This window comes from Streptomyces sp. CB03238, assembly GCF_002099185.1.
GTDB lineage: Bacteria > Actinomycetota > Actinomycetes > Streptomycetales > Streptomycetaceae > Streptomyces.
On sequence record NZ_NBCN01000015.1, the window covers coordinates 37,552 to 54,904 of the forward strand.

General features: G+C 72.5%; 23 protein-coding genes and 1 pseudogene. 18 read left to right on the top strand and 6 right to left on the bottom strand.

All coding sequences use genetic code 11. The features are described from left to right. Positions 1–111 precede the first annotated feature (111 nt). Together BKD26_RS25705 and BKD26_RS25710 are read right to left on the bottom strand one after the other, a co-directional pair. Positions 112–576, bottom strand: coding sequence for an SRPBCC family protein (locus BKD26_RS25705; RefSeq protein ID WP_084902580.1), 465 nt, complete (start codon positions 574–576; stop codon positions 112–114). Positions 577–744: 168 nt separating this feature from the next. After that, a complete protein-coding gene (locus BKD26_RS25710) occupies positions 745–1,161 on the bottom strand; it encodes a hypothetical protein (protein WP_143662711.1) in 417 nt (138 codons plus the stop codon). Between the two features lie 262 nt (positions 1,162–1,423). On the opposite strand from BKD26_RS25710, the gene BKD26_RS25715 reads away from it, so the two are divergent. From BKD26_RS25715 to BKD26_RS25755, 9 genes and pseudogenes are all read left to right on the top strand, one after another. Further along, positions 1,424–2,575 (top strand): sensor histidine kinase, encoded by a 1,152-nt coding sequence (locus tag BKD26_RS25715; protein ID WP_084902585.1) that lies wholly within the window; start codon positions 1,424–1,426, stop codon positions 2,573–2,575. Beyond that, complete coding sequence (locus BKD26_RS25720) at positions 2,572–3,240, top strand: response regulator transcription factor (protein ID WP_084902588.1); 669 nt, start codon at positions 2,572–2,574, stop codon at positions 3,238–3,240. The genes BKD26_RS25715 and BKD26_RS25720 overlap by 4 nt, the downstream gene beginning before the upstream one ends. An 80-nt stretch (positions 3,241–3,320) precedes the next feature. Continuing rightward, entirely contained in the window at positions 3,321–4,697 is a 1,377-nt protein-coding gene (locus tag BKD26_RS25725) for a S1 family peptidase (protein ID WP_084902590.1), read from the top strand. A 103-nt stretch (positions 4,698–4,800) separates the two neighbouring features. Continuing rightward, a complete protein-coding gene (locus tag BKD26_RS25730) occupies positions 4,801–5,211 on the top strand; it encodes a hypothetical protein (RefSeq protein ID WP_084902593.1) in 411 nt (136 codons plus the stop codon). An 89-nt stretch (positions 5,212–5,300) separates the two neighbouring features. Next, positions 5,301–5,786, top strand: coding sequence for a flavin reductase family protein (locus tag BKD26_RS25735; RefSeq protein WP_179166694.1), 486 nt, complete (start codon positions 5,301–5,303; stop codon positions 5,784–5,786). A gap of 198 nt (positions 5,787–5,984) precedes the next feature. Beyond that, a pseudogene (locus BKD26_RS42110) lies at positions 5,985–6,104 on the top strand (RNA polymerase subunit sigma-70); the annotation flags it as partial. 93 nt (positions 6,105–6,197) lie between these two features. Next, entirely contained in the window at positions 6,198–6,437 is a 240-nt protein-coding gene (locus tag BKD26_RS25745; protein ID WP_073758848.1) for a hypothetical protein, read from the top strand. After that, on the top strand, positions 6,437–6,811 hold the full coding sequence (locus tag BKD26_RS25750; RefSeq protein WP_084902596.1) for a toxin Doc: 375 nt from the start codon (positions 6,437–6,439) through the stop codon (positions 6,809–6,811). Before BKD26_RS25745 ends, BKD26_RS25750 begins: the two co-directional genes overlap by 1 nt. A gap of 169 nt (positions 6,812–6,980) precedes the next feature. After that, positions 6,981–7,463: a phospholipase A2 gene (locus BKD26_RS25755; RefSeq protein WP_084902597.1), complete on the top strand. Its 483-nt coding sequence runs from the start codon at positions 6,981–6,983 to the stop codon at positions 7,461–7,463. 81 nt (positions 7,464–7,544) lie between these two features. Here BKD26_RS25755 and BKD26_RS25760 read toward each other — a convergent pair whose 3' ends face one another. Beyond that, positions 7,545–8,090, bottom strand: a complete 546-nt coding sequence (locus BKD26_RS25760; RefSeq protein ID WP_241518830.1) for a VanZ family protein — start codon at positions 8,088–8,090, stop codon at positions 7,545–7,547. Between the two features lie 185 nt (positions 8,091–8,275). On the opposite strand from BKD26_RS25760, the gene BKD26_RS25765 reads away from it, so the two are divergent. Then, a complete protein-coding gene (locus tag BKD26_RS25765) occupies positions 8,276–8,464 on the top strand; it encodes a DUF6381 family protein (RefSeq protein ID WP_084902931.1) in 189 nt (62 codons plus the stop codon). A 96-nt stretch (positions 8,465–8,560) separates the two neighbouring features. Here BKD26_RS25765 and BKD26_RS25770 read toward each other — a convergent pair whose 3' ends face one another. Further along, entirely contained in the window at positions 8,561–9,004 is a 444-nt protein-coding gene (locus BKD26_RS25770) for an Asp23/Gls24 family envelope stress response protein (protein WP_241518831.1), read from the bottom strand. 305 nt (positions 9,005–9,309) lie between these two features. Between BKD26_RS25770 and BKD26_RS25775 the strand changes: the two genes are divergently transcribed. Next, entirely contained in the window at positions 9,310–9,513 is a 204-nt protein-coding gene (locus BKD26_RS25775) for a cold-shock protein (protein WP_084902602.1), read from the top strand. A 75-nt stretch (positions 9,514–9,588) separates the two neighbouring features. Here BKD26_RS25775 and BKD26_RS25780 read toward each other — a convergent pair whose 3' ends face one another. After that, a complete protein-coding gene (locus BKD26_RS25780) occupies positions 9,589–10,698 on the bottom strand; it encodes a winged helix DNA-binding domain-containing protein (RefSeq protein ID WP_084902605.1) in 1,110 nt (369 codons plus the stop codon). A gap of 94 nt (positions 10,699–10,792) precedes the next feature. Here BKD26_RS25780 and BKD26_RS25785 point away from each other — a divergent pair, with 94 nt between their 5' ends. The 5 genes from BKD26_RS25785 (at position 10,793) to BKD26_RS25805 (ending at position 14,045) form a co-directional block, all read left to right on the top strand. Continuing rightward, positions 10,793–11,296 carry an FBP domain-containing protein gene (locus BKD26_RS25785; RefSeq protein ID WP_084902934.1) on the top strand — a complete coding sequence of 168 codons (504 nt, stop codon included), beginning with the start codon at positions 10,793–10,795 and terminating at the stop codon, positions 11,294–11,296. Positions 11,297–11,366: 70 nt separating this feature from the next. Further along, positions 11,367–11,846: a cation:proton antiporter regulatory subunit gene (locus BKD26_RS25790; RefSeq protein WP_084902607.1), complete on the top strand. Its 480-nt coding sequence runs from the start codon at positions 11,367–11,369 to the stop codon at positions 11,844–11,846. 2 nt (positions 11,847–11,848) lie between these two features. Continuing rightward, on the top strand, positions 11,849–13,009 hold the full coding sequence (locus BKD26_RS25795; protein WP_084902609.1) for a cation:proton antiporter: 1,161 nt from the start codon (positions 11,849–11,851) through the stop codon (positions 13,007–13,009). Between the two features lie 93 nt (positions 13,010–13,102). Then, complete coding sequence (locus BKD26_RS25800; RefSeq protein WP_179166695.1) at positions 13,103–13,432, top strand: DUF3040 domain-containing protein; 330 nt, start codon at positions 13,103–13,105, stop codon at positions 13,430–13,432. A gap of 253 nt (positions 13,433–13,685) precedes the next feature. Beyond that, the gene (locus BKD26_RS25805) at positions 13,686–14,045 is read left to right on the top strand and encodes an STAS domain-containing protein (RefSeq protein WP_179166696.1); all 360 of its coding nucleotides are present in this window, start codon (positions 13,686–13,688) and stop codon (positions 14,043–14,045) included. A gap of 32 nt (positions 14,046–14,077) precedes the next feature. Here BKD26_RS25805 and BKD26_RS40500 read toward each other — a convergent pair whose 3' ends face one another. Continuing rightward, on the bottom strand, positions 14,078–14,218 hold the full coding sequence (locus tag BKD26_RS40500) for a hypothetical protein (RefSeq protein ID WP_179166697.1): 141 nt from the start codon (positions 14,216–14,218) through the stop codon (positions 14,078–14,080). Between the two features lie 141 nt (positions 14,219–14,359). Between BKD26_RS40500 and BKD26_RS25810 the strand changes: the two genes are divergently transcribed. Beyond that, positions 14,360–15,877 (top strand): hypothetical protein, encoded by a 1,518-nt coding sequence (locus BKD26_RS25810; protein ID WP_084902619.1) that lies wholly within the window; start codon positions 14,360–14,362, stop codon positions 15,875–15,877. A gap of 63 nt (positions 15,878–15,940) precedes the next feature. Next, complete coding sequence (locus BKD26_RS25815; RefSeq protein WP_084902621.1) at positions 15,941–17,350, top strand: RtcB family protein; 1,410 nt, start codon at positions 15,941–15,943, stop codon at positions 17,348–17,350. The last annotated feature ends 3 nt before the right edge of the window (positions 17,351–17,353 follow it).

Genomic DNA, 17,353 nt, shown 5'->3' on the forward strand with positions numbered 1-17,353 from the left:
GCCGCGAGTCCCTCACGATCTCCGTCCGGCTCACTGCTGCGCACCGTACCCGGTGCCACTGACAGGGCCGGCCATGACCCGTGGCGGCACGGGCGGCCCTGTCAGTGCCGCTCAGCTCTCGCCCGGCTTGATGCGGCCGCGCCAGCCGCCGGATTCGCCGCCCTGGCGCTCGATGAAGTCCTTGAACCGCCGCATGTCACCCTTCACGCGCCGGTCGATTGTGCCGGTGAGGTCGGCCGCCTTCTCCGCGACGCCGCTCGTCTCGACGTCCATCACCAGCTCCACGCGCGTGTGCGTGTCGTCCAGGCGCTGGAAGCTGACCACACCCTTCTGCTGGGTGTCACCGCTGATGGTCCTCCACGCGATCCGCTCGTCCGGCAGCTGGTCGACGATCTCGGTGTCGAACTCGCGCCGCACACCACCGATCTTGGTCTTCCAGTGGTTGTGGCGGTCGTCGACCTGGATGACCTCTTCGACGCCCTCCATGAAGTTCGGGAATTCCTCGAACATCGTCCACTGGTTGTACGCGGTGTGGACGGGGACCTCGACCTCGACAGCTTCCTTTACCGTGCTCATCAGCGTCTCTCCTCGTTCCCGGTCTGCGGCGCGGCACGGATCTGCCACGCACGTCGGCCGGTGATGCGGGTACCCGCTCACCTGGATCCATGCCCGCCCGTTCCACGTGACGGTGCCCCGCCCTCCTCCCCCTGGAGGGCGGGGCACCGTCATACCCCCGCCGGTGGATCAGCCCCGGACGTTCTTGAGCAGCACCTTCACGTCGTGGCCCTTGTGCCAGCCCGTGTCCACGAGCGGGCTGTGGTGGCTCTCGGTGCCCCAGACGTAGTACTTGTGCCACGACTGGTGCCACTGGCCGTTCAGGTTCGAGCCCGTGGCCGTGTAGACCTGGGCGACCTTGCCGTCGCGCTTGTTGTCCCAGATGTAGAGCTGGGCCTTGGTCTGCGTGTTCAGGCCGCTGTACCGGTCGCACTCGCGGTACTTGACCCCGGCGGCGTTGTCGTCGACCTGGATGGTCCGCCACGCCGTGCAGGCCGCGGCCACACCCACCTCCGACGGGGAGGCCACCGCCGTCGGCGCCAGGGTGGCGGTGGCCGCCGCGGCGAGCGCCACCGCGCCCAGTGCCATGCGCTTGCGTACGTTCATCTCGTGCCGTTCCTTTCCGACGACCACGGGTCCGGTCCCCCGGTCGGGTCCCCCGAAAGACCCGCGGTCCCGGCGGTCGCGGTGGTCGGCCGCGCCGCCGTGGTGCTGGTCCAAGAACCTACGGGCGGTCCGCCCGCCGCGTCGTCCCCCGCCGGGTTGACGTGCCCGCCCACCCCCGGCGGTAGGTCCGCGGTTCCTGCAACTTCCGCGGTACGGCGACGGATTGACGTAGCGCCCTCTCCACCCGGGTTACGCTGCGGCGATGCGGATCCGCCCCCCTGCCGCCGACGTACTGATCACGGCGGCGACGACCACTGTGGCCGTGCTGCTCGGACAGGAGGCCACGAGCCAGGGGTGGCCCGCGCTCGACCTCGCCGGCTACCTGCTGGTGGGGCTGGTCAACCTGCCGGTCGCGGTCCGTGGCAGGGCGCCCGTCGCCGTCTGCCTCTTCGTCCTGGCGATGTGGACCGTGTACGTCACCGCCGGCTACTGGCCCGTGGTGAACTCCTTCGCCCCCATGCTGGCCCTCTACACGGTCGCCTCCCTGCGCCCCCTGCGTACAGCGGCCGGCTGCGCGGCCCTGATGAGCGCCGTGTGGATCTACGCGGGCCTCATCAGCGACCGCGCCGCCATGCCGTCCGTCGTCGGTCAGGCCCTCGGCTTCTCCCTCGTCCTGGTCCGTTTCGGACATCTCGCCCGCCGCTCCGCCGAGCTGGCCCGCCGGCTGCGCGACGAGCAGGAGGAGCGGGCCCGCCGCGAGGTGACCGAGGAACGCGGCCGGATCGCACGGGAGCTCCACGACGTGGTCGCTCACCACATGTCGGTGATATCCGTGCAGGTCGGGCTGGCCCGCTTCGTCTTCGACTCCGACCCCGGCACGGCCCGCACCGCCCTGGGGACCATCGCGGGCACCAGCGCGGAGGCCCTGGAGGAACTGCGGCGCGTGCTGCAGGTGCTGCGCGCCGACGGGGACGGCGGCCCGGCCGCGCCCATGCCGGGCCTCGCCCGCCTGGAGGAGATGGCCGAACGCGTACGGGCCGGGGGAGTGCCCGTCGAGCTGCGCGTCGACGGTACGCCGCGCCCCCTGCCGCCCGGGGTGGACCTGTGCGCGTACCGGGTCGTCCAGGAGGCGCTGACGAACGTACTGAAACACGCGCCGGGCGCCGGCGCGCTGGTGGAGGTCCACTACGGGCAGCACCATGTGGCGGTCTCGGTCACGGACGACGGTGAGGGGGTGATTCAGGACAGAGTGCGGACGGGGAGTGGACATGGCTTGATCGGGATGCGGGAGCGGGCCAAGCTGTACGGGGGGACGATCAGCATCGGCCCGCGGAGCGAGGGGGGATTCGCCGTCCGGCTGACCCTGCCGACCTCCACCCGGACCGCACGGCAGGGAGACGGCACGACGGAATGACCAGGGTGCTCGTCGTCGACGACCAGTTCCTCATCCGGGCCGGACTGGTGGGGCTGTTGCGTGCCGCGCCGGGGATCGAGGTCGTGGGCGAGGCCAGTGACGGCGAGGAGGCCGTCGCGCTGGTGGCCGGGACCCGGCCCGACGTGGTCCTCATGGACATCAGGATGCCCGGCATGGGCGGCATCGCGGCCACGGAGAAGATCCTCGCCGAGGCGCCGGACCCGGCCCCCAAGGTCCTGGTGCTGACCACCTTCGACCTCGACGAGTACGTGTACGGGGCGCTGCGCGCCGGCGCCTCCGGCTTCCTGCTCAAGGACTCGGGGCCCGAGCGGCTGCTCGCCGCGGTCGCGGCGGTCGGCGGTGGCGACGCGCTCTTCGCGCCCAGCGTCACCCGGCGGCTGGTGGAGGCGTTCGCGCGGCAGGTCGGCAGCGAGCCTGCCCAACCGCCCCCGGACCTCGGCATGTTGACCGGCCGGGAGACCGAGGTGCTGCGGCTGACCGCGCGCGGCCTCAGCAACCAGGAGATCGCCGGTGAGCTCTTCATCAGCGAGGCGACCGTCAAGACCCACCTGAACCGCGCCATGAACAAGCTGGACCTGGACAGCCGCGCGCAGGCCGTCGTGGTGGCGTACGAGACGGGCCTGGTGACACCCGGCGGCGGCTGAGCCGGTGAACCGAACGGTGCGGCCGCACGTATGGAGGGGCGACCTTCTGTTTCGCACCGGTACGGCATTGGGGGCCATGGATGAAGCACGGGCGGCGCACCCTCCGGCGGGCCATCAGGCTGGCGGCCGTCGGCGGGCTGCTCTGCGGCGGGCTGATGGTGTCGCACGCGGTGGCGGGGGAGCCGGTGACGTCGGGCGGCCGTACGGCCGTCGACGGTGTCACCCCGTCCGCCGATCCGGCGGCGGATCTCGTCGCGCGGCTGGGCACGTCGCGTACCGCCGGTAGCTGGATCGGGGCGGACGGCCGCCCGGTCGTCGCGGTGACCGACGACGCCACGGCCGCCGAGGTCCGGCGCGCGGGAGCGCGGGCCGAGGTGAAGCGGCACAGCATGGAGGACCTCAGCTCGGCGACCGAGACCCTGCGGCGGGCGCCCAGGGTGCCCGGCACCGCCTGGGTGGTGGACTACGCCGCCAACCAGGTGAAGGTGTACGCGGACCGCACCGTCTCCGGCGCCGGCTGGTCGCGCATGACCGACGTCGCCCAACGGGCGGGAGACTTCGTCCATATGCAGCGGACCGAGGGCGAGTTCACCACCAGGGTCAATGGCGCGGTCCCCATCTTCAACGGAACCGGCCGCTGCTCCGTGGGCTTCAACGTCACCGACGGACGGGACAACTTCATCCTGACGGCCGGGCATTGCGGTCCCGAGGGCACCCGCTGGTTCAGCGGCAGCCAGGGCCTCGACGGGCAGATCGGCACCACCGTCGCCCGCAGCTTCCCGGGCAAGGACTTCTCCCTCGTCCGGTACGACGACCGCGACGCCTTCGACGGGACCAACGCCGTGGACATCGGCGAGGGCCGGAGCGTGCCCGTCATCGGCGCGGCCGACCCCGTCGTCGGCCAGCAGGTCTTCCGCAGCGGCAGCACCACGGGACTTCGGTCGGGACGGGTGACCGCGTTGAACGCCACGGTGAACTACCGCGAGGGCACGGTGACCGGGCTGATCGCGACCACGGTCTGCGCCGAGCCCGGGGACAGCGGCGGACCGCTCCTCGCGGAAGGCCTCGCGCTGGGGGTGACCTCGGGCGGCAACGGCGACTGCACGGAGGGAGGCATGACGTTCTTCCAGCCGGTGACCTCGGCGCTGACCGCGCTGGGCGTACGGGTCATCGACGGGCGCCTCGCGGCCGACCGGAGCACCGTCGCCGCCCCGCCCACGCCTCCCTCGGCACCTCCGTCGCCCGCCGGCGCCGCGCCGCCCGCCCAGGCCGTCGCACCACCGGGCGGCGGCACGGGGCAGCGGACGGTCACCGGGATCGTGCGTGCGCGCGAGCTCGTCCCGGGCCTCGGGGTCATCGGCGTGAGCCTGCTCGGGCTGCTCGCCGTCCGGTGGCTCCTCGCCGAGCGCGCCGACCGCGACCACCTCCGCGCGCACTACTCCCGGAACTGGGGTTGACGCTGGATGGATTATCTCTTTCGTGTCGAATAATCCGGTTATCGTCCCACGTGCTTAAGGTGAGCCCGCTGAAGCCACCCCCCTACGCTTGGGAGACATAGCAATGGGTCAGTTCGCACGTACCTGGGGCGCCGGCATCTCCGCCGCCGCGCTGATCGCCGGCTCGGTCGGAACCGCCGTGGCGGTCTCGTCCCCGTCCTCCGCGCCCAGCAAGCCCGCGGCGTCCAGCACCGCACTCACGACCGCGTCGGCCAACGCCACGATGAAGAGCGTGAGAGCGTGGCAGCAGTTCCGCATCCGCGGCGTCGTCAAGAGCCTGCGTCCGGGCAGCAAGGTCACCCTCCAGCAGAAGCAGGGCAGGCGCTGGGTGTCGCTCCCGGCCTCGATGAACACCACGTCCCGCTCCACCTACAGCATGCGCGTCATGCTCGGCCTGAAGGGCCACAACAAGCTGCGCCTCGTCGACAGCCGCAAGCGGGTCGTCTCACCCGTCATCAACGTCTGGGTGCGCTGACACCCGCAGGCCTCCGGGCTCGCCCGCCGCAACGGCGTCGCGAGCCCGGCCCAGCCCGGCCCGCCGGGGCGGCAGGTTAGGGTCGTCCCGTGTCCGAACTCGATGCGTTCAGCGATCTGCTCGACTGTCCGATGTACGTCGTGACAGCCGCGGCCGGCGACGAGCGGGCCGGCTGTCTGGTCGGATTCGCCTCCCAGTGCTCGATCCGGCCACCGCGCTTCGCCGTATGGCTCTCCACGGCGAACCGCACCTACCGGGTGGCACGCCACGCCACCCACCTGGGCGTCCACCTCCTCCACCGCGAACAGGCCGCCCTCGCCCGGCTGTTCGGCGGCGAGACCGGCGACGAGACCGACAAGTTCCGGCAGGTCACCTGGGAGCCCCGCCACGGCGGGGTACCGGTCCTGGCCGACGCCTGCGTCTGGTTCGTCGGCCGCGTCCACAGCCGGGTCGACGGCGGGGACCACGTGGGCTTCCTCCTGGACCCGGTCGAGACGTCCCCACCGGTGCGGGGGCGCCCGCCGCTGGTCATCCTCAGTGACGTCGCGGACCTGTCGCCGGGTCACCCCGCCTGACGCGGCGGCGTGTCAGGCGGCGGACCTGGTTGCCTGTGCCGGGACCACGGGGGAGCGGGGGCAACCGATGGACGAACGCACTGTGCTGCCGGCGCGATTCCAGGAGGACCGGCCCACCCCCGGAGCGGTGGCCCACCGGATGCTCGGCCGGCTGGAGACGGACGCGCCCGACCCCGCTCCCGGCCACCGCGCGCGGCAGCCATGCTCGTCGTGCTCGACCGGCTCGCGCCGCCCGAGCGGCTCGCCTTCGTACCGCATGACATGTTCGCCGTGCCGTTCGACGAGACCGGCCCCATGATCGAGCGGTCCCCGGCCGCGGTGCCGACCTTCACGATCAGTGACGGCACACTCCACGCCGTGGCTCCGGCGTCCTCTGGCCGACCAGGTACCAACTAGGTACCATACGGAGGTATGCCGTCCTTGAACATCACCTTCACCGATGAGGAGCTGGAGGAGGTCCGCGCCGCGGCGGCCGCCGAAGGCAAGTCCCTCAAGCAGTACGTCCACGACCTGCCCCTGCGTGAACGTCAGCGGCGCCAGTTCGTCCGTTACGCCGTCTCCTGGGGCGAGGCCCACCGCGCGGAGTTCGACGAGGCCTTCCCCGACGAGCTCCCCCAGGCCGACGGCCGCCGGGGAGGCGCGGCCGCCTGATGGTGCTCTACATCGACGTTCCCTGGCTCCTGGACGTCCAGGAGCAGGCAGTACCCGAAGACGTCAGCGTCGCGGACTACTCCGCCCTCGTCGCGGCCGTCGCCCGCCACAAGACGCGCATCCCGCGCCCCACCACGTCCGAACCCGACCCCGCCTGGCGCGCGGCCGCACTCCTGCACACCCTCGTACGCCTCCAGCCGCTGCCGCACCGCAACTCGCTGTACGCCTGTCAGGTCGCCGTCGCCTACATGCACGCCTCCGGCGAGGGGATCGACGCCCCGTACGGGGCCCTGGTGGACCTGGTGCGCGACATCCAGGCGGCCAAGGCCACCGTCTACCAGGCGGCGGACCGCATTCGCGGCTGGCGCATCTGAGCGCACGCACCGCGTCCCGCTCCGCCACGACACCGTGTCCGGCACCCCGCAGGGTGCCGATCGGCGTTCCGTTCCCCGTACAGGGGACCTCCAGCAACCTCGCACCCGGCTGATCGTTTGCAGTCCTGGGCGGGACCTCTCCGCCCATGACCGACTACCTGGAGGCCCGATGCGCAGGAAGCTCTCGACCACCGCCGCCGCGCTCGCGTTCGCTACCACCACCGCTCTGAGCGGCGTTGTCGCCTCTGCCGGCACCAGCGTCGCCACCGTCGCCGAACCCACCGTGCGCGAGCAGGCGGACCGGATCATGAACCTCACCTACCGGGAGTTCGCCAGGACGCCGCGCATCGAGCCGTTCAACTGGACCACCGACGGCTGCTCCGTACCCTCCGGCTACGCCCCGTACAGCGAAGTGTTCCGCCCCGCCTGCGTCCAGCACGACTTCGGGTACCGCAACTACGGTGCCAACCACGAGCTGAAGCTCAGCCCGACCCGGGAGACGAAGGACTGGATCGACAGCCGGTTCAGGACCGAGATGGAGCGTGTCTGCCAGGACACCTCCGTCACGCCCCTGGCTCACATCAACTGCATGAACGCGGCCCAGGCGTACCACCTCGCGGTCAGCTTCGGAGGGGACCCGGCGTTCTTCTGAGCGGGTTCCCGGGCGCGGAAGAGCCGTGCCGGATCTCTCCGGCACGGCCCTGCGGATCGTCGCGCTCTTTCGTGGCCGTCGCTATGGCCCGGCCGGAGTCGTCGGCGGCCGTCCGGTGAAGCGGTGCCACCAGTGGCGGCGCCTGGGGTGCACGGCCCTGCCGAGCCGGCGGCCGATCAGCAGATAGCCCAGCAGGGCGCCCGTCGTGTTGAGCAGAACGTCGTCGACGTCGAAGGCCCGTCCGGTGATGAGGGCGCCCTGGACGAGTTCGACCAGCGTCATCACCAGCGCGGTGACCGCCGCCACCCGGAGCAGCCCGCGAGCGCGCGGCACCAGCACCGGCAGCAGCACGCCGAACGGGACGCCCAGCACGACATTGCCGCCGAGCTGCTTGACGGTGTCCCGGAAGGCGGGCTGCGCGAGATAGTCGCGGATGGAGTCCCCGGGCCGCAGATTGGTGTGCGTCATCGGCTCTGAGGCGGCCGAGGGTTCCAGGGTCAGCCGGGCCAGCACCACCGCGAAAGCCACCATCCCCGCGAAGGCCAGCAGCATGGCCGCCGCCCGGCCCCAGCGGGACGCGCCCCGCCTTTCCCTCACCGCGTCGTCGCGCAGGTCGGTTCGCGCCATCACCAGCTCCCAAGTCAGGTCGTCCGCTTGCGATCCCGTTACCCCCAACAAGGCGCGGCACGCGCCCGTAACCGTGGGTGATGGTCCGGGATGCGCGCGGGGAGAGGTTCTGTTTGTCTGATGTGGCCCGGCTTGGGCGGCCACATCAGATGTGGCAGACGTACCGGACGGAAAGCAGGAACATCGTGAGCATTGCGGACGAACCCAGCAGCCGAGTCCTCCAGATGCGCGCCAAGGCGCAGGAGTTGGAGCAGGCGGCGGAACGCGCCACCGACCCGCAGGACCAGCAGCGGCTGAGGGAGAAGGCTCGCCGGCTCAAGGAGCAGAGCGAGCAGGAGCGTGGTATGACACGCGAGGACATCGACCCGGTGTAGCGGGCCGGCCGGGTCAGGCGGCAGTCGTCTGCCATGGGTGATCCGTCATCGGCCGACGGCTGCCGCCTGCCCGTGCTGGGGCCTATCGCACGCGCCCTATCGCACGCGCCCTTCGGCCGCCTCTTCGTCCTGCTCTTCGGGCAGGTGGACGTCGTCGACGGAGATGTTCACCTCGACCACCTCCAGGCCCGTCATACGCTCCACCGCCTCGATGACGTTCTCCCGGACATCACCGGCCACGTCCGCGATGGCCAGGCCGTACTCCACGACGACGTCCAGGTCGATGGCGGCCTGGCGCTCCCCGACCTCCACCTTGACGCCGCGTGTGACGCTCGCGCGTCCGCCGGGAACGCGGTCGCGCACCGCTCCCATGGTGCGGGCGAGCCCGCCGCCCAGGGAATGGATGCCGTCCACCTCTCCGGCCGCCATCCCGGCGATCTTCACCACCACACCGTCCGCGATGGTCGTCCTGCCCCGTGTCGCCGGGTCGGCGCCACGGGATGCGGACATGCTCTTCGTCGAACCGGTCGGCTCCGTCATGGGGAAGCCACCTCCTCGATGCGCACGCTCGGCTTCCGGGGGCATGGATGCGGTACGGATCCCCTTCCCAGCGTCCCCCCGGTGGGCCTCCGACGCCACGCGAGCCCCGGACCGACACACGACCGGCGGGTGTGCGCTGCGTAGCAGGACGAGCACTGTTCGGGTACGGTCGGGAGCAGAGAAGTCGTGGTTCCGAAGTGTGCGCCCGTGATCGCGATCACGGGCGTTTGTGCTGTCACACCCCTTGTCGGGCCCGCACTCTCCGGGCCCGCACGGTGCGGGCCATTCAGGCATAGGAGGCCGGTATGGCTACTGGAACGGTCAAGTGGTTCAACAGCGAGAAGGGCTTCGGCTTCATCGCCCAGGACGGCGGAGGGCCGGACGTCTTCGCCCACTACTCCCACATCACCGGCGCCGGTTATCGCGAGCTGGCGGAGGGTCAGAAAGTGACCTTCGACATCACCGAGGGCCGCAAGGGGCCGCAGGCGGAGAACATCGTCTCCGCCTGACGCGTGGCGGACACCGCCACGACCAGAACGCGCGTGGTGCTCCGGCGGCGTGGCCCCGGGGACACCACGCGCGCGTCATGCGGGCCCGGCCTGACGCGGCCAGGCGATGTGCAGCCGGGCCTCCAGCGCACCCCGCGCCGAAGCCACCGTGGCGGCTTCGGCGTCCACCTGCTTGCGGACGGCGGAGGACAGCCGCCCGAAGGGCGTGACCGTCAGGTCGACCTTGCGGCCTGCGGCCCTGGCGCGCCAGGTGCCGGCGATCTCGGAACCGACCAGCAGTGCGCCCGGGCCTCCGATGGCCCGCCAGATCTCCTTCTCCCGGCCCTTGTCGGGCACGAGCAGCGCCCGGTCGCGTGCCTGCAGGTACGGGTCGCCCGGGGGCAGCAGCCGCACGAGTCCGCGGCTCCCGGCCGACAGCAGCGCGTCCAGGCCGGAGGCGGGCAGCCACGCCCTCCTGCCTTCCAGCGACACCTCGGCCAGTTCGTCGGGCCACACCGCCTTCACCACGGCCGGCCTGGTGCCGAGGAACTTCGCCACCTCGGCGGGCGTGGCGGGGCCCAGGAAGCGCAGATAGGCGCGGACCAGCTCGGTGGTCCCGGACGCCGCGGCCGGCACGGGAAACCTCTCGGCCAGCGGCGCCAGTACCGTCCCGGTCCCTTCCGGCACGACTCCGATCGCCCCGAAGAGCCCGGCCTGCTGGAAGAGCAGCCCGGAGATGTGCCGGGCGCCGCACCGCTCGCACCAGTAGGTCAGCGATTGCGGTACGGACGCGCTGACCGCCGTACTGACCTCGCCCTTGCTCATCGGCGCGGTCACCACCTCGCGGAACGCCTCGGCGGTGACCCGGAAGGCCGCGACACCGAGCCATGCCCCCTCCCTGATCACCGCCGTGTCGATCCGCGCCGTCGCGTCGGCGTCGTCCACCGGCCACAGGGCCGCGGCGAGCGCCGGCAGGTCCCCGCGCCGGTGCAGATGCGGCGCGCCACGGAACGACCAGACGAGCTCCAGCCCGTCGGGGGACGCGCCCCGCGCGGCCAGCGCCAGCCGGGCGGAGCCGTACGGCGTGTCCTGCGCCCCCAGGGCGAGTACGCCGGGGTCGAGCGAGGAGCGGTCCAACCCGTGGACCGCCACCCGGTAGGCCAGAACCTGGCCCCGGCTGACGTCGACCGGGCGCGTGCTGCTCACGACCGCACCCTACCCACACCCCTCGTTGTCCCGAGTCGGAGCGACCCGGATATTGACGTGCCGCGTGACCGACCCCTCCGTAGGGTCGGTGCCCGTGGAACCGCTCAGTGAGAAACAGATCCGCTCGTCCTTCGTGAACTGCACCAAGGGTGAGGCAGCCCGGCTCAGACTGCCGTCCGACTTCGCCGGGCTTCCGTGGGAGGACCTGGACTTCCTGGGGTGGGTGGATCCAGGGGCTCCGCTGCGGGCCCACCTCGTGCTGCCCCGTGCCGACGGTCCGGTCGGCATCACCCTGCGCGTCCCGGCCGTGAGCCGTACCAGTGCGGTGAAGTCCAGTCTCTGCCAGATATGCCTGACCGGACACGCCTCTTCCGGAGTGACCCTGCTCGCCGCGCCGCTGGCCGGTGCGCGGGGCCGCGAGGGCAACACGGTCGGGATCTACCTCTGCTCCGACCTCGCCTGCCCGTTGTACGTGCGCGGCAAGCGGCAGCCGAAGCTGCGCTCCGGGCGCTATGAGGAGTCCCTCACCCTGGACGAGCGCATTGCCCGTATGGAGGCCAACCTGGACGCCTTCGCGGCCAAGGTCACCACGGGCTGAGACCTCGGGCACTGACACGCCTGGGACGTGCGTACCGGGCCGGGCCTCGCGCACCGGTGATGATGAGCGCATGGACGTCACCGAGGTACTCCTGCCAGGGGTGGGGATCCGGTACGAGTTCACCAACCACGAGGGGGACCGGGTCGGCATCGTCGCGGGCCGGACCGGTGACTTCGAGCTGGTCGTCTACGTGGGCGGCGACCCCGACGAGGGCCGGCCCGTGGTGCGGCTGAACAGCGAGGAGGCGGACGCGGTCGCCGAGATCCTGGGGGCTCCGCGCATCGCGGAACGCTTCGCCGACCTCACCAGGGAGGTGCCCGGACTGCTGTCCGGCCAGGTCGAGGTCCGGTCCTCCAGCCCGTACGCCGGACGGCCGCTGGGGCGCACCAGGGCAAGGACCCGGACGGGTGCCTCCGTCGTGGCGATCGTCCGTGGCGAGGACGTGATCGCGTCGCCCACGCCGGACGAACGGCTCCGGGCCGGTGATGTCCTGGTCGTGATCGGGACCCGTGACGGGATCGCCGGCGTGGACCGGATCGTCCAGGGCTGAGTGTGCGTACCCCCGTCACGCTGCTGCTGGAGCTCGGTCTCATCCTCACCGCCCTCAGCGTGCTGGGTGCCGTGGCGCGCCGCTTCACGTTCTCGCCGGTCCCGCTCTACCTGCTCGCGGGCCTCGCCCTGGGCGAGGGCGGGATCGCGCCCGTCCCGGCCGCCGGCGAGTTCGTGGAGACCGGGGCCGCCATCGGGGTCGTCCTGCTCCTGCTCACCCTGGGGCTGCAGTTCTCCCTCACCGAGTTCACGGTCAGCATGCGCCGGCACGTGCCCTCCGCCCTGGTGGACCTCGTCCTGAACGCGGTGCCGGGCGCGGTGGCCGGATGGCTTCTCGGCCTGGACGGTGTCGGCATCCTGGCCCTCGCGGGCGCGACGTACGTCTCGTCTTCCGGCATGGTCGCCCGGCTCCTGGCCGACCTGCGGCGACTGGGCAACCGAGAGACCCCGGCGATCCTGTCCGTGCTGGTCATGGAGGACTTCGCCATGGCCGCCTACCTGCCCCTGCTGGCCGTCCTGGCGTCCGGCGGCCCCTGGTGGCAGGCCGTGCTCGGGGTCCTGGCGGCGGTCGGTGCGGTGCTGGCGGCCTTCGCCGCCTCCTACCGGTGGGGTCATCACCTCGGCCGGCTGCTGTCGCACCCGGACGCCGAGCAGCTCATGCTGCGGGTACTCGGCCTCACTCTGATCGTCGCCGCGCTCGCCGAACTCATCCATGCCACCGCGGCGGTGGCCGCGTTCCTCGTCGGCCTCTCCCTCACCGGCGAGACCGCCGACCGGGCCCGGGCGGTGCTCAGCCCTTTGAGGGACCTGTTCTCCGCGATCTTCTTCCTGGCCATCGGGCTGTCGGTCCGCCCGGACGACCTGGTGCCGCTCCTGCCGGCCGCCATGGCCCTGGCCGCGGTCACGGCTGCCACCAAACTCCTCACCGGCCAGTACGCCGCCTCCCGCGACCAGGTGGGCCGTCGGGGCCGGCTGCGCGCCGGGACGGTACTCATCGTGCGCGGCGAGTTCTCCATCGTCATCATCGGCCTGGTCGGCACGGTGAACGACGACCTCGCCCCACTGGTCACCGCGTACGTCTTCGTCCTCGCCATCGCGGGACCGCTCCTCGCGCGACTCGCGGGCACCCTTCCCCGCCGCCTGGAGAAGGGCCGGCACGGATGACCGGTACGGATGACACGTGGGATGGGGGAGAATACGTACGTATACGAGTGGCTTCTCCCGCGCGTGAATCCTTCCCGTGAAGCAGGTGGCGTCATGGAACACGAGTCGGAAGGGCGCATCCTCGCGCAGATAGAGCGCAGCCTCACCAGCGACGACCCCGAGCTCGCCGCCCGCATGAACACGCTCAACGAACAGTTCTCCGAGGGGCAGGAGGCGCACCGAGGGCGTGAGAGCCAGGGAAGCGAACCGCTCACTCCTGAGCGGAACCGGCACAGGAGGACCCTGCTGGTTCTGGTGGTCATCGCCCTTGTGGGGCTGCTCCTGACGGCGATCCTCAACGCGTCGTCGAACGAGTCCCCGGCGCCGCCCGGCAGCACCACCCCCGCCGTGTCCGCGCGAGCACTGGCGTCACCGGTGGCGTAGGAGCAAGGAGGAGGCCGCGGTCAGGGTCCGGTCGTGGTGCTCCACGTCGGTCCACACGTCCGTGGGGTGCGGGCGCGATACGTACCGGGCCCAGATGCTCGGGCCAAGGCCGGCCATCAGTGGTATCGCCAGCCAGCCAGGTCCCGACGGTGGACAGCGCGACCGGTACGGGGTTTTGCTATTGGTCGACGGGCGTACAGGCAGCTTCGCGCGGCTTCACGCGGCTTCCGGCAACGGAAGGGGGCATCCGGCGATGCCTGACCCATTCCACACCTCCGTCACCACACACCCCGGCGGCGACACCGTCCTGACCGTGTCCGGCGAACTCGACATCGTCACCGGCGAGGAGGTGCGCAGCCGACTGCGTACCGCGCTGGACCGGTCGCACACCGTCCTCCTCGACCTGTCCGGCGTCACCTTCCTGGACTGCTCCGGCCTGCGCGTCCTGCTCTGGGCCCGTGGACAGGCCGCCGCCGAAGACGTCCGGCTACTGCTCGACGCGCCTTCCCCCGCCGTGGACAAGATCCTCCGGGCGACCCGCCTGGAAACGGCCTTCACCCTCTCCGCCCCCTCCACGACCACGGCACACCCCCTGCTCCCCGCAGGCGGCTGAACAGCCGGACATGGCCACGACGGCCCGCCGCCCTACGACGACGGCCGGTCGGCCAGCTCGTCCAGCGCCCGCATCGCCTCGGCGTGGGCGCTCATCCGGCAACGCACACTGCCACTGGTGAACAGCGCCGCACCGGCGACCGCTCCGGCCCCACCGGGAGCCCGGTCGGTCACTCGTTGGGGCCCGGGCGTTGGGCCGACTGACGCGCCTGCCCGGTGCGTGGGGCGCGGTCGGCGCGCAGCGTGGTGGGGGACGGTGGTGGGAGGGACCAGCACCGTCGTACCGCCACCGGACACGACGAGTGAGGCCCGGCCATGCAGGAAGCACGGTTGATCGCAGGCTCGCGGGAGGGCGCCCCGCTCACGACGCGGGGCGACGGGTACCCGCCCGCCGCCGGAACGGCCGCGCGTCCGCTGCCCTGGCTGGCCGCCGTCGCCGCCGCTTTCACGGTCGCGCAGCTCGTCCTGGTCGTGCCCGGCCTCGGGCTCGGCTGGGACGAGACCGTGTACGTCAGCCAGGTCGGCCCACAGGCCCCGGCGGCGTTCTTCAGCGCGCCCCGGGCGCGGGGCATCAGCTTCCTGGTGGCGCCCGTCGCGGCGCTGACCCCGTCCGTGGAGGCGCTCCGCGTCTACCTGGCCCTGCTGTCGGGCTGCGGCCTGTTCCTCGCGCTGTGGGTGTGGCGGCGGCTGCTGCCGGTACCGGTGCTCGCGATCGGCGGGGCACTGTTCGCGACCCTGTGGGTCACGGTGTTCTACGGCCCGCAGGCGATGCCGAACCTGTGGGTCGCCTACGGGGCGCTCGCCGCGGTCGGGTTCTTCCTGCGCGCCGCGCGGGACCTCGGTGACCGGTGGGCCCTGCCCGGCCTGGGCGCCGGCGTGGCACTCGCCGCCGTGATGCGCCCGACCGACGCGGTGTGGCTGGCCCTGCCCCTCGCGGTGGCGGCGCCGCTCATGCGGCCGGCCCGCCGCCGGCCCCTGGCGGTGGTGGCCGTGCTCGCGGCCGCTCTGGTACTCGGCTGCGCCCCATGGGTCGTCGAGGCGTACGCGCACTACGGCGGCCTGCCCGCGAGACTGCGGCGCGCCAGCGAGATCCAGGGCCACCTGGGCTGGTACTTCGCCGTCGACGACCACGCCCGGGCCCTCGGCGGGCGGACGCTGTGCCGACCCTGCGACGTGCCCTGGCGGCATCCGCTCGCGGCCGTCTGGTTCCTCGCGCTGCCCCTGCTCGTGGCGGGCGGCGTATGGGCAGCCGCCCGTACCCGCCACCGTGCCCCGGTCGTCCTGGCGGCCGTGACCGGCCTGGTGCTCGCCGCGCCCTACCTCTTCACCGTCGGGTACGCCGCCCCGCGCTTCCTGCTGCCCGCGTACGCCCTGCTGGCCCTGCCCGTCGCCCAGTGCCTGGTCCGGGCGGCCAGGCGCCGTACGGCCGCCGCCCTGATCGCCGTGGCGGCCGTCGCGCACCTGGCGGTGCAGTACCGGGTGCTCGACGGCGTGGCCGACCGGGTACGCCGCGACAGCGTCACCCTCGGCCGCGTCGCCGCCGAGCTGCGCGCACAGGGCGTCCGCCCGCCCTGCGTGGTCAGCGGCGAGGACGCGATCCGGGTGGCCTTCCGCGCCGGGTGCGCCTCGCGCCAGCCCTCGGGCCACGACGGCAGCATCACGCCCCAGGGCCTCGCCGCCATGGGCCTGCACCGACCGGTCGCGGTCCTGGTCTCCGACCTGGGCGGCATCCCGCCCTACGCCCGCCAGTGGCGCGTCCACCGGCTCCCCGACCTGGGGCACCGCACCGGCCTGCGCGGCTACCTGTCGCCGGCGGCCACGCCGACGGGGTGAGACGGCGGTTTATGCCGGGCGGTGCGGGAAACGCGGACAGCGACGCCGCCTCAGGAGGCCGCGATGGAGTACGTCGAAGAGCGCCCCTACCGGTTCCGTATCGGCCGCCACGGAGACATGCGGGTACCGGGCGTGGTGTTCGCATCCCGGGCGCTGTTGCGGGACGCGGAGAAGTCGCTGGAGCAGGTCGTCAACGTGGCGACGCTGCCGGGCATCGTGAGCGCCTCCTACGCCATGCCCGACATCCACTGGGGCTACGGCTTCCCCATCGGGGGAGTCGCGGCCACCGCCATCGACGAGGGCGGCGTGGTCTCACCCGGCGGCGTCGGCTTCGACATCTCCTGCGGGGTACGGCTGCTGGCCGCCGACTGCGACCGGCGGGCGCTGGAGCCGGTACTGCACCCGCTCATGGACGGCCTCGGCCAGGTGACCCCGCGCGGCGCCGGACCGGGCGGCGTCTGGCGGCTGAGCAGCCGCGAGCTGGAACGGGTCCTCCAGGGAGGTTCCCGGTACGCGGTGGAGCAGGGCCACGGCGAGGAACGCGACCTGCGGCGCTGCGAGGACGGCGGGGCCGTCGCCGACGCGGACGCGGACCGGGTGAACGAGCGGGCGCGCGAGCGGGGGCTCGGCCAGGTCGGCAGCCTCGGCTCGGGAAACCACTTCCTGGAGGTCCAGCAGGTCGCCGAGGTCTACGACGAGGCCGTGGCCGCCGCGTTCGGGCTCGCCGCCGACCAGGTGTGCGTGATGATCCACTGCGGGTCGCGCGGGCTCGGGCACCAGATCTGCTCGGACCACGTCCGGGCGATGGACAAGGCCATGGCCCGGTACGGGATCGGCGTACCGGACCGGCAACTGGCCTGCACCCCGGTCGACTCGCCCGAGGGCCGCGCGTACCTGGGCGCGATGGCCGCGGCGGCCAACTACGGCCGTGCCAACCGCCAGCTGCTCGCCCAGGCGGCCCGCCGGGTCTTCCGCCGCGAGGCCGACGCCCGGCTCACGCTCGTGTACGACGTGTCCCACAACCTCGCCAAGGTCGAGACCCACCCGGTGGACGGCCGGCCGCGCCGGCTGTGCGTCCACCGCAAGGGCGCCACCCGGGCGTTCCCGCCCGGCCACCCCGAGCTGCCGGAGGACCTGCGCGCCGTGGGCCAGCCGGTGCTCATCCCCGGCACCATGGGCACCGCCTCGTACGTCCTCACCGGCGTCCCCGGCGGCGACGCCTTCCACTCCACCTGCCACGGAGCGGGCCGCGTGATGAGCCGGCACCAGGCGGCCCGCACCATCGGCGGCAAGCAGCTGCGGGCCCGGCTGGAGGCGGACGGCATCGCGGTACGCCCGGTGTCGTGGCGGGGCCTGGCCGAGGAGACCCCGGAGGCGTACAAGGACGTCACCGCGGTGGTGGAGGCGAGCGAGGGCGCGGGGCTGTGCCGCAAGGTGGCCCGCCTGGTCCCGCTCGGCGTGGTCAAGGGCTAGCGG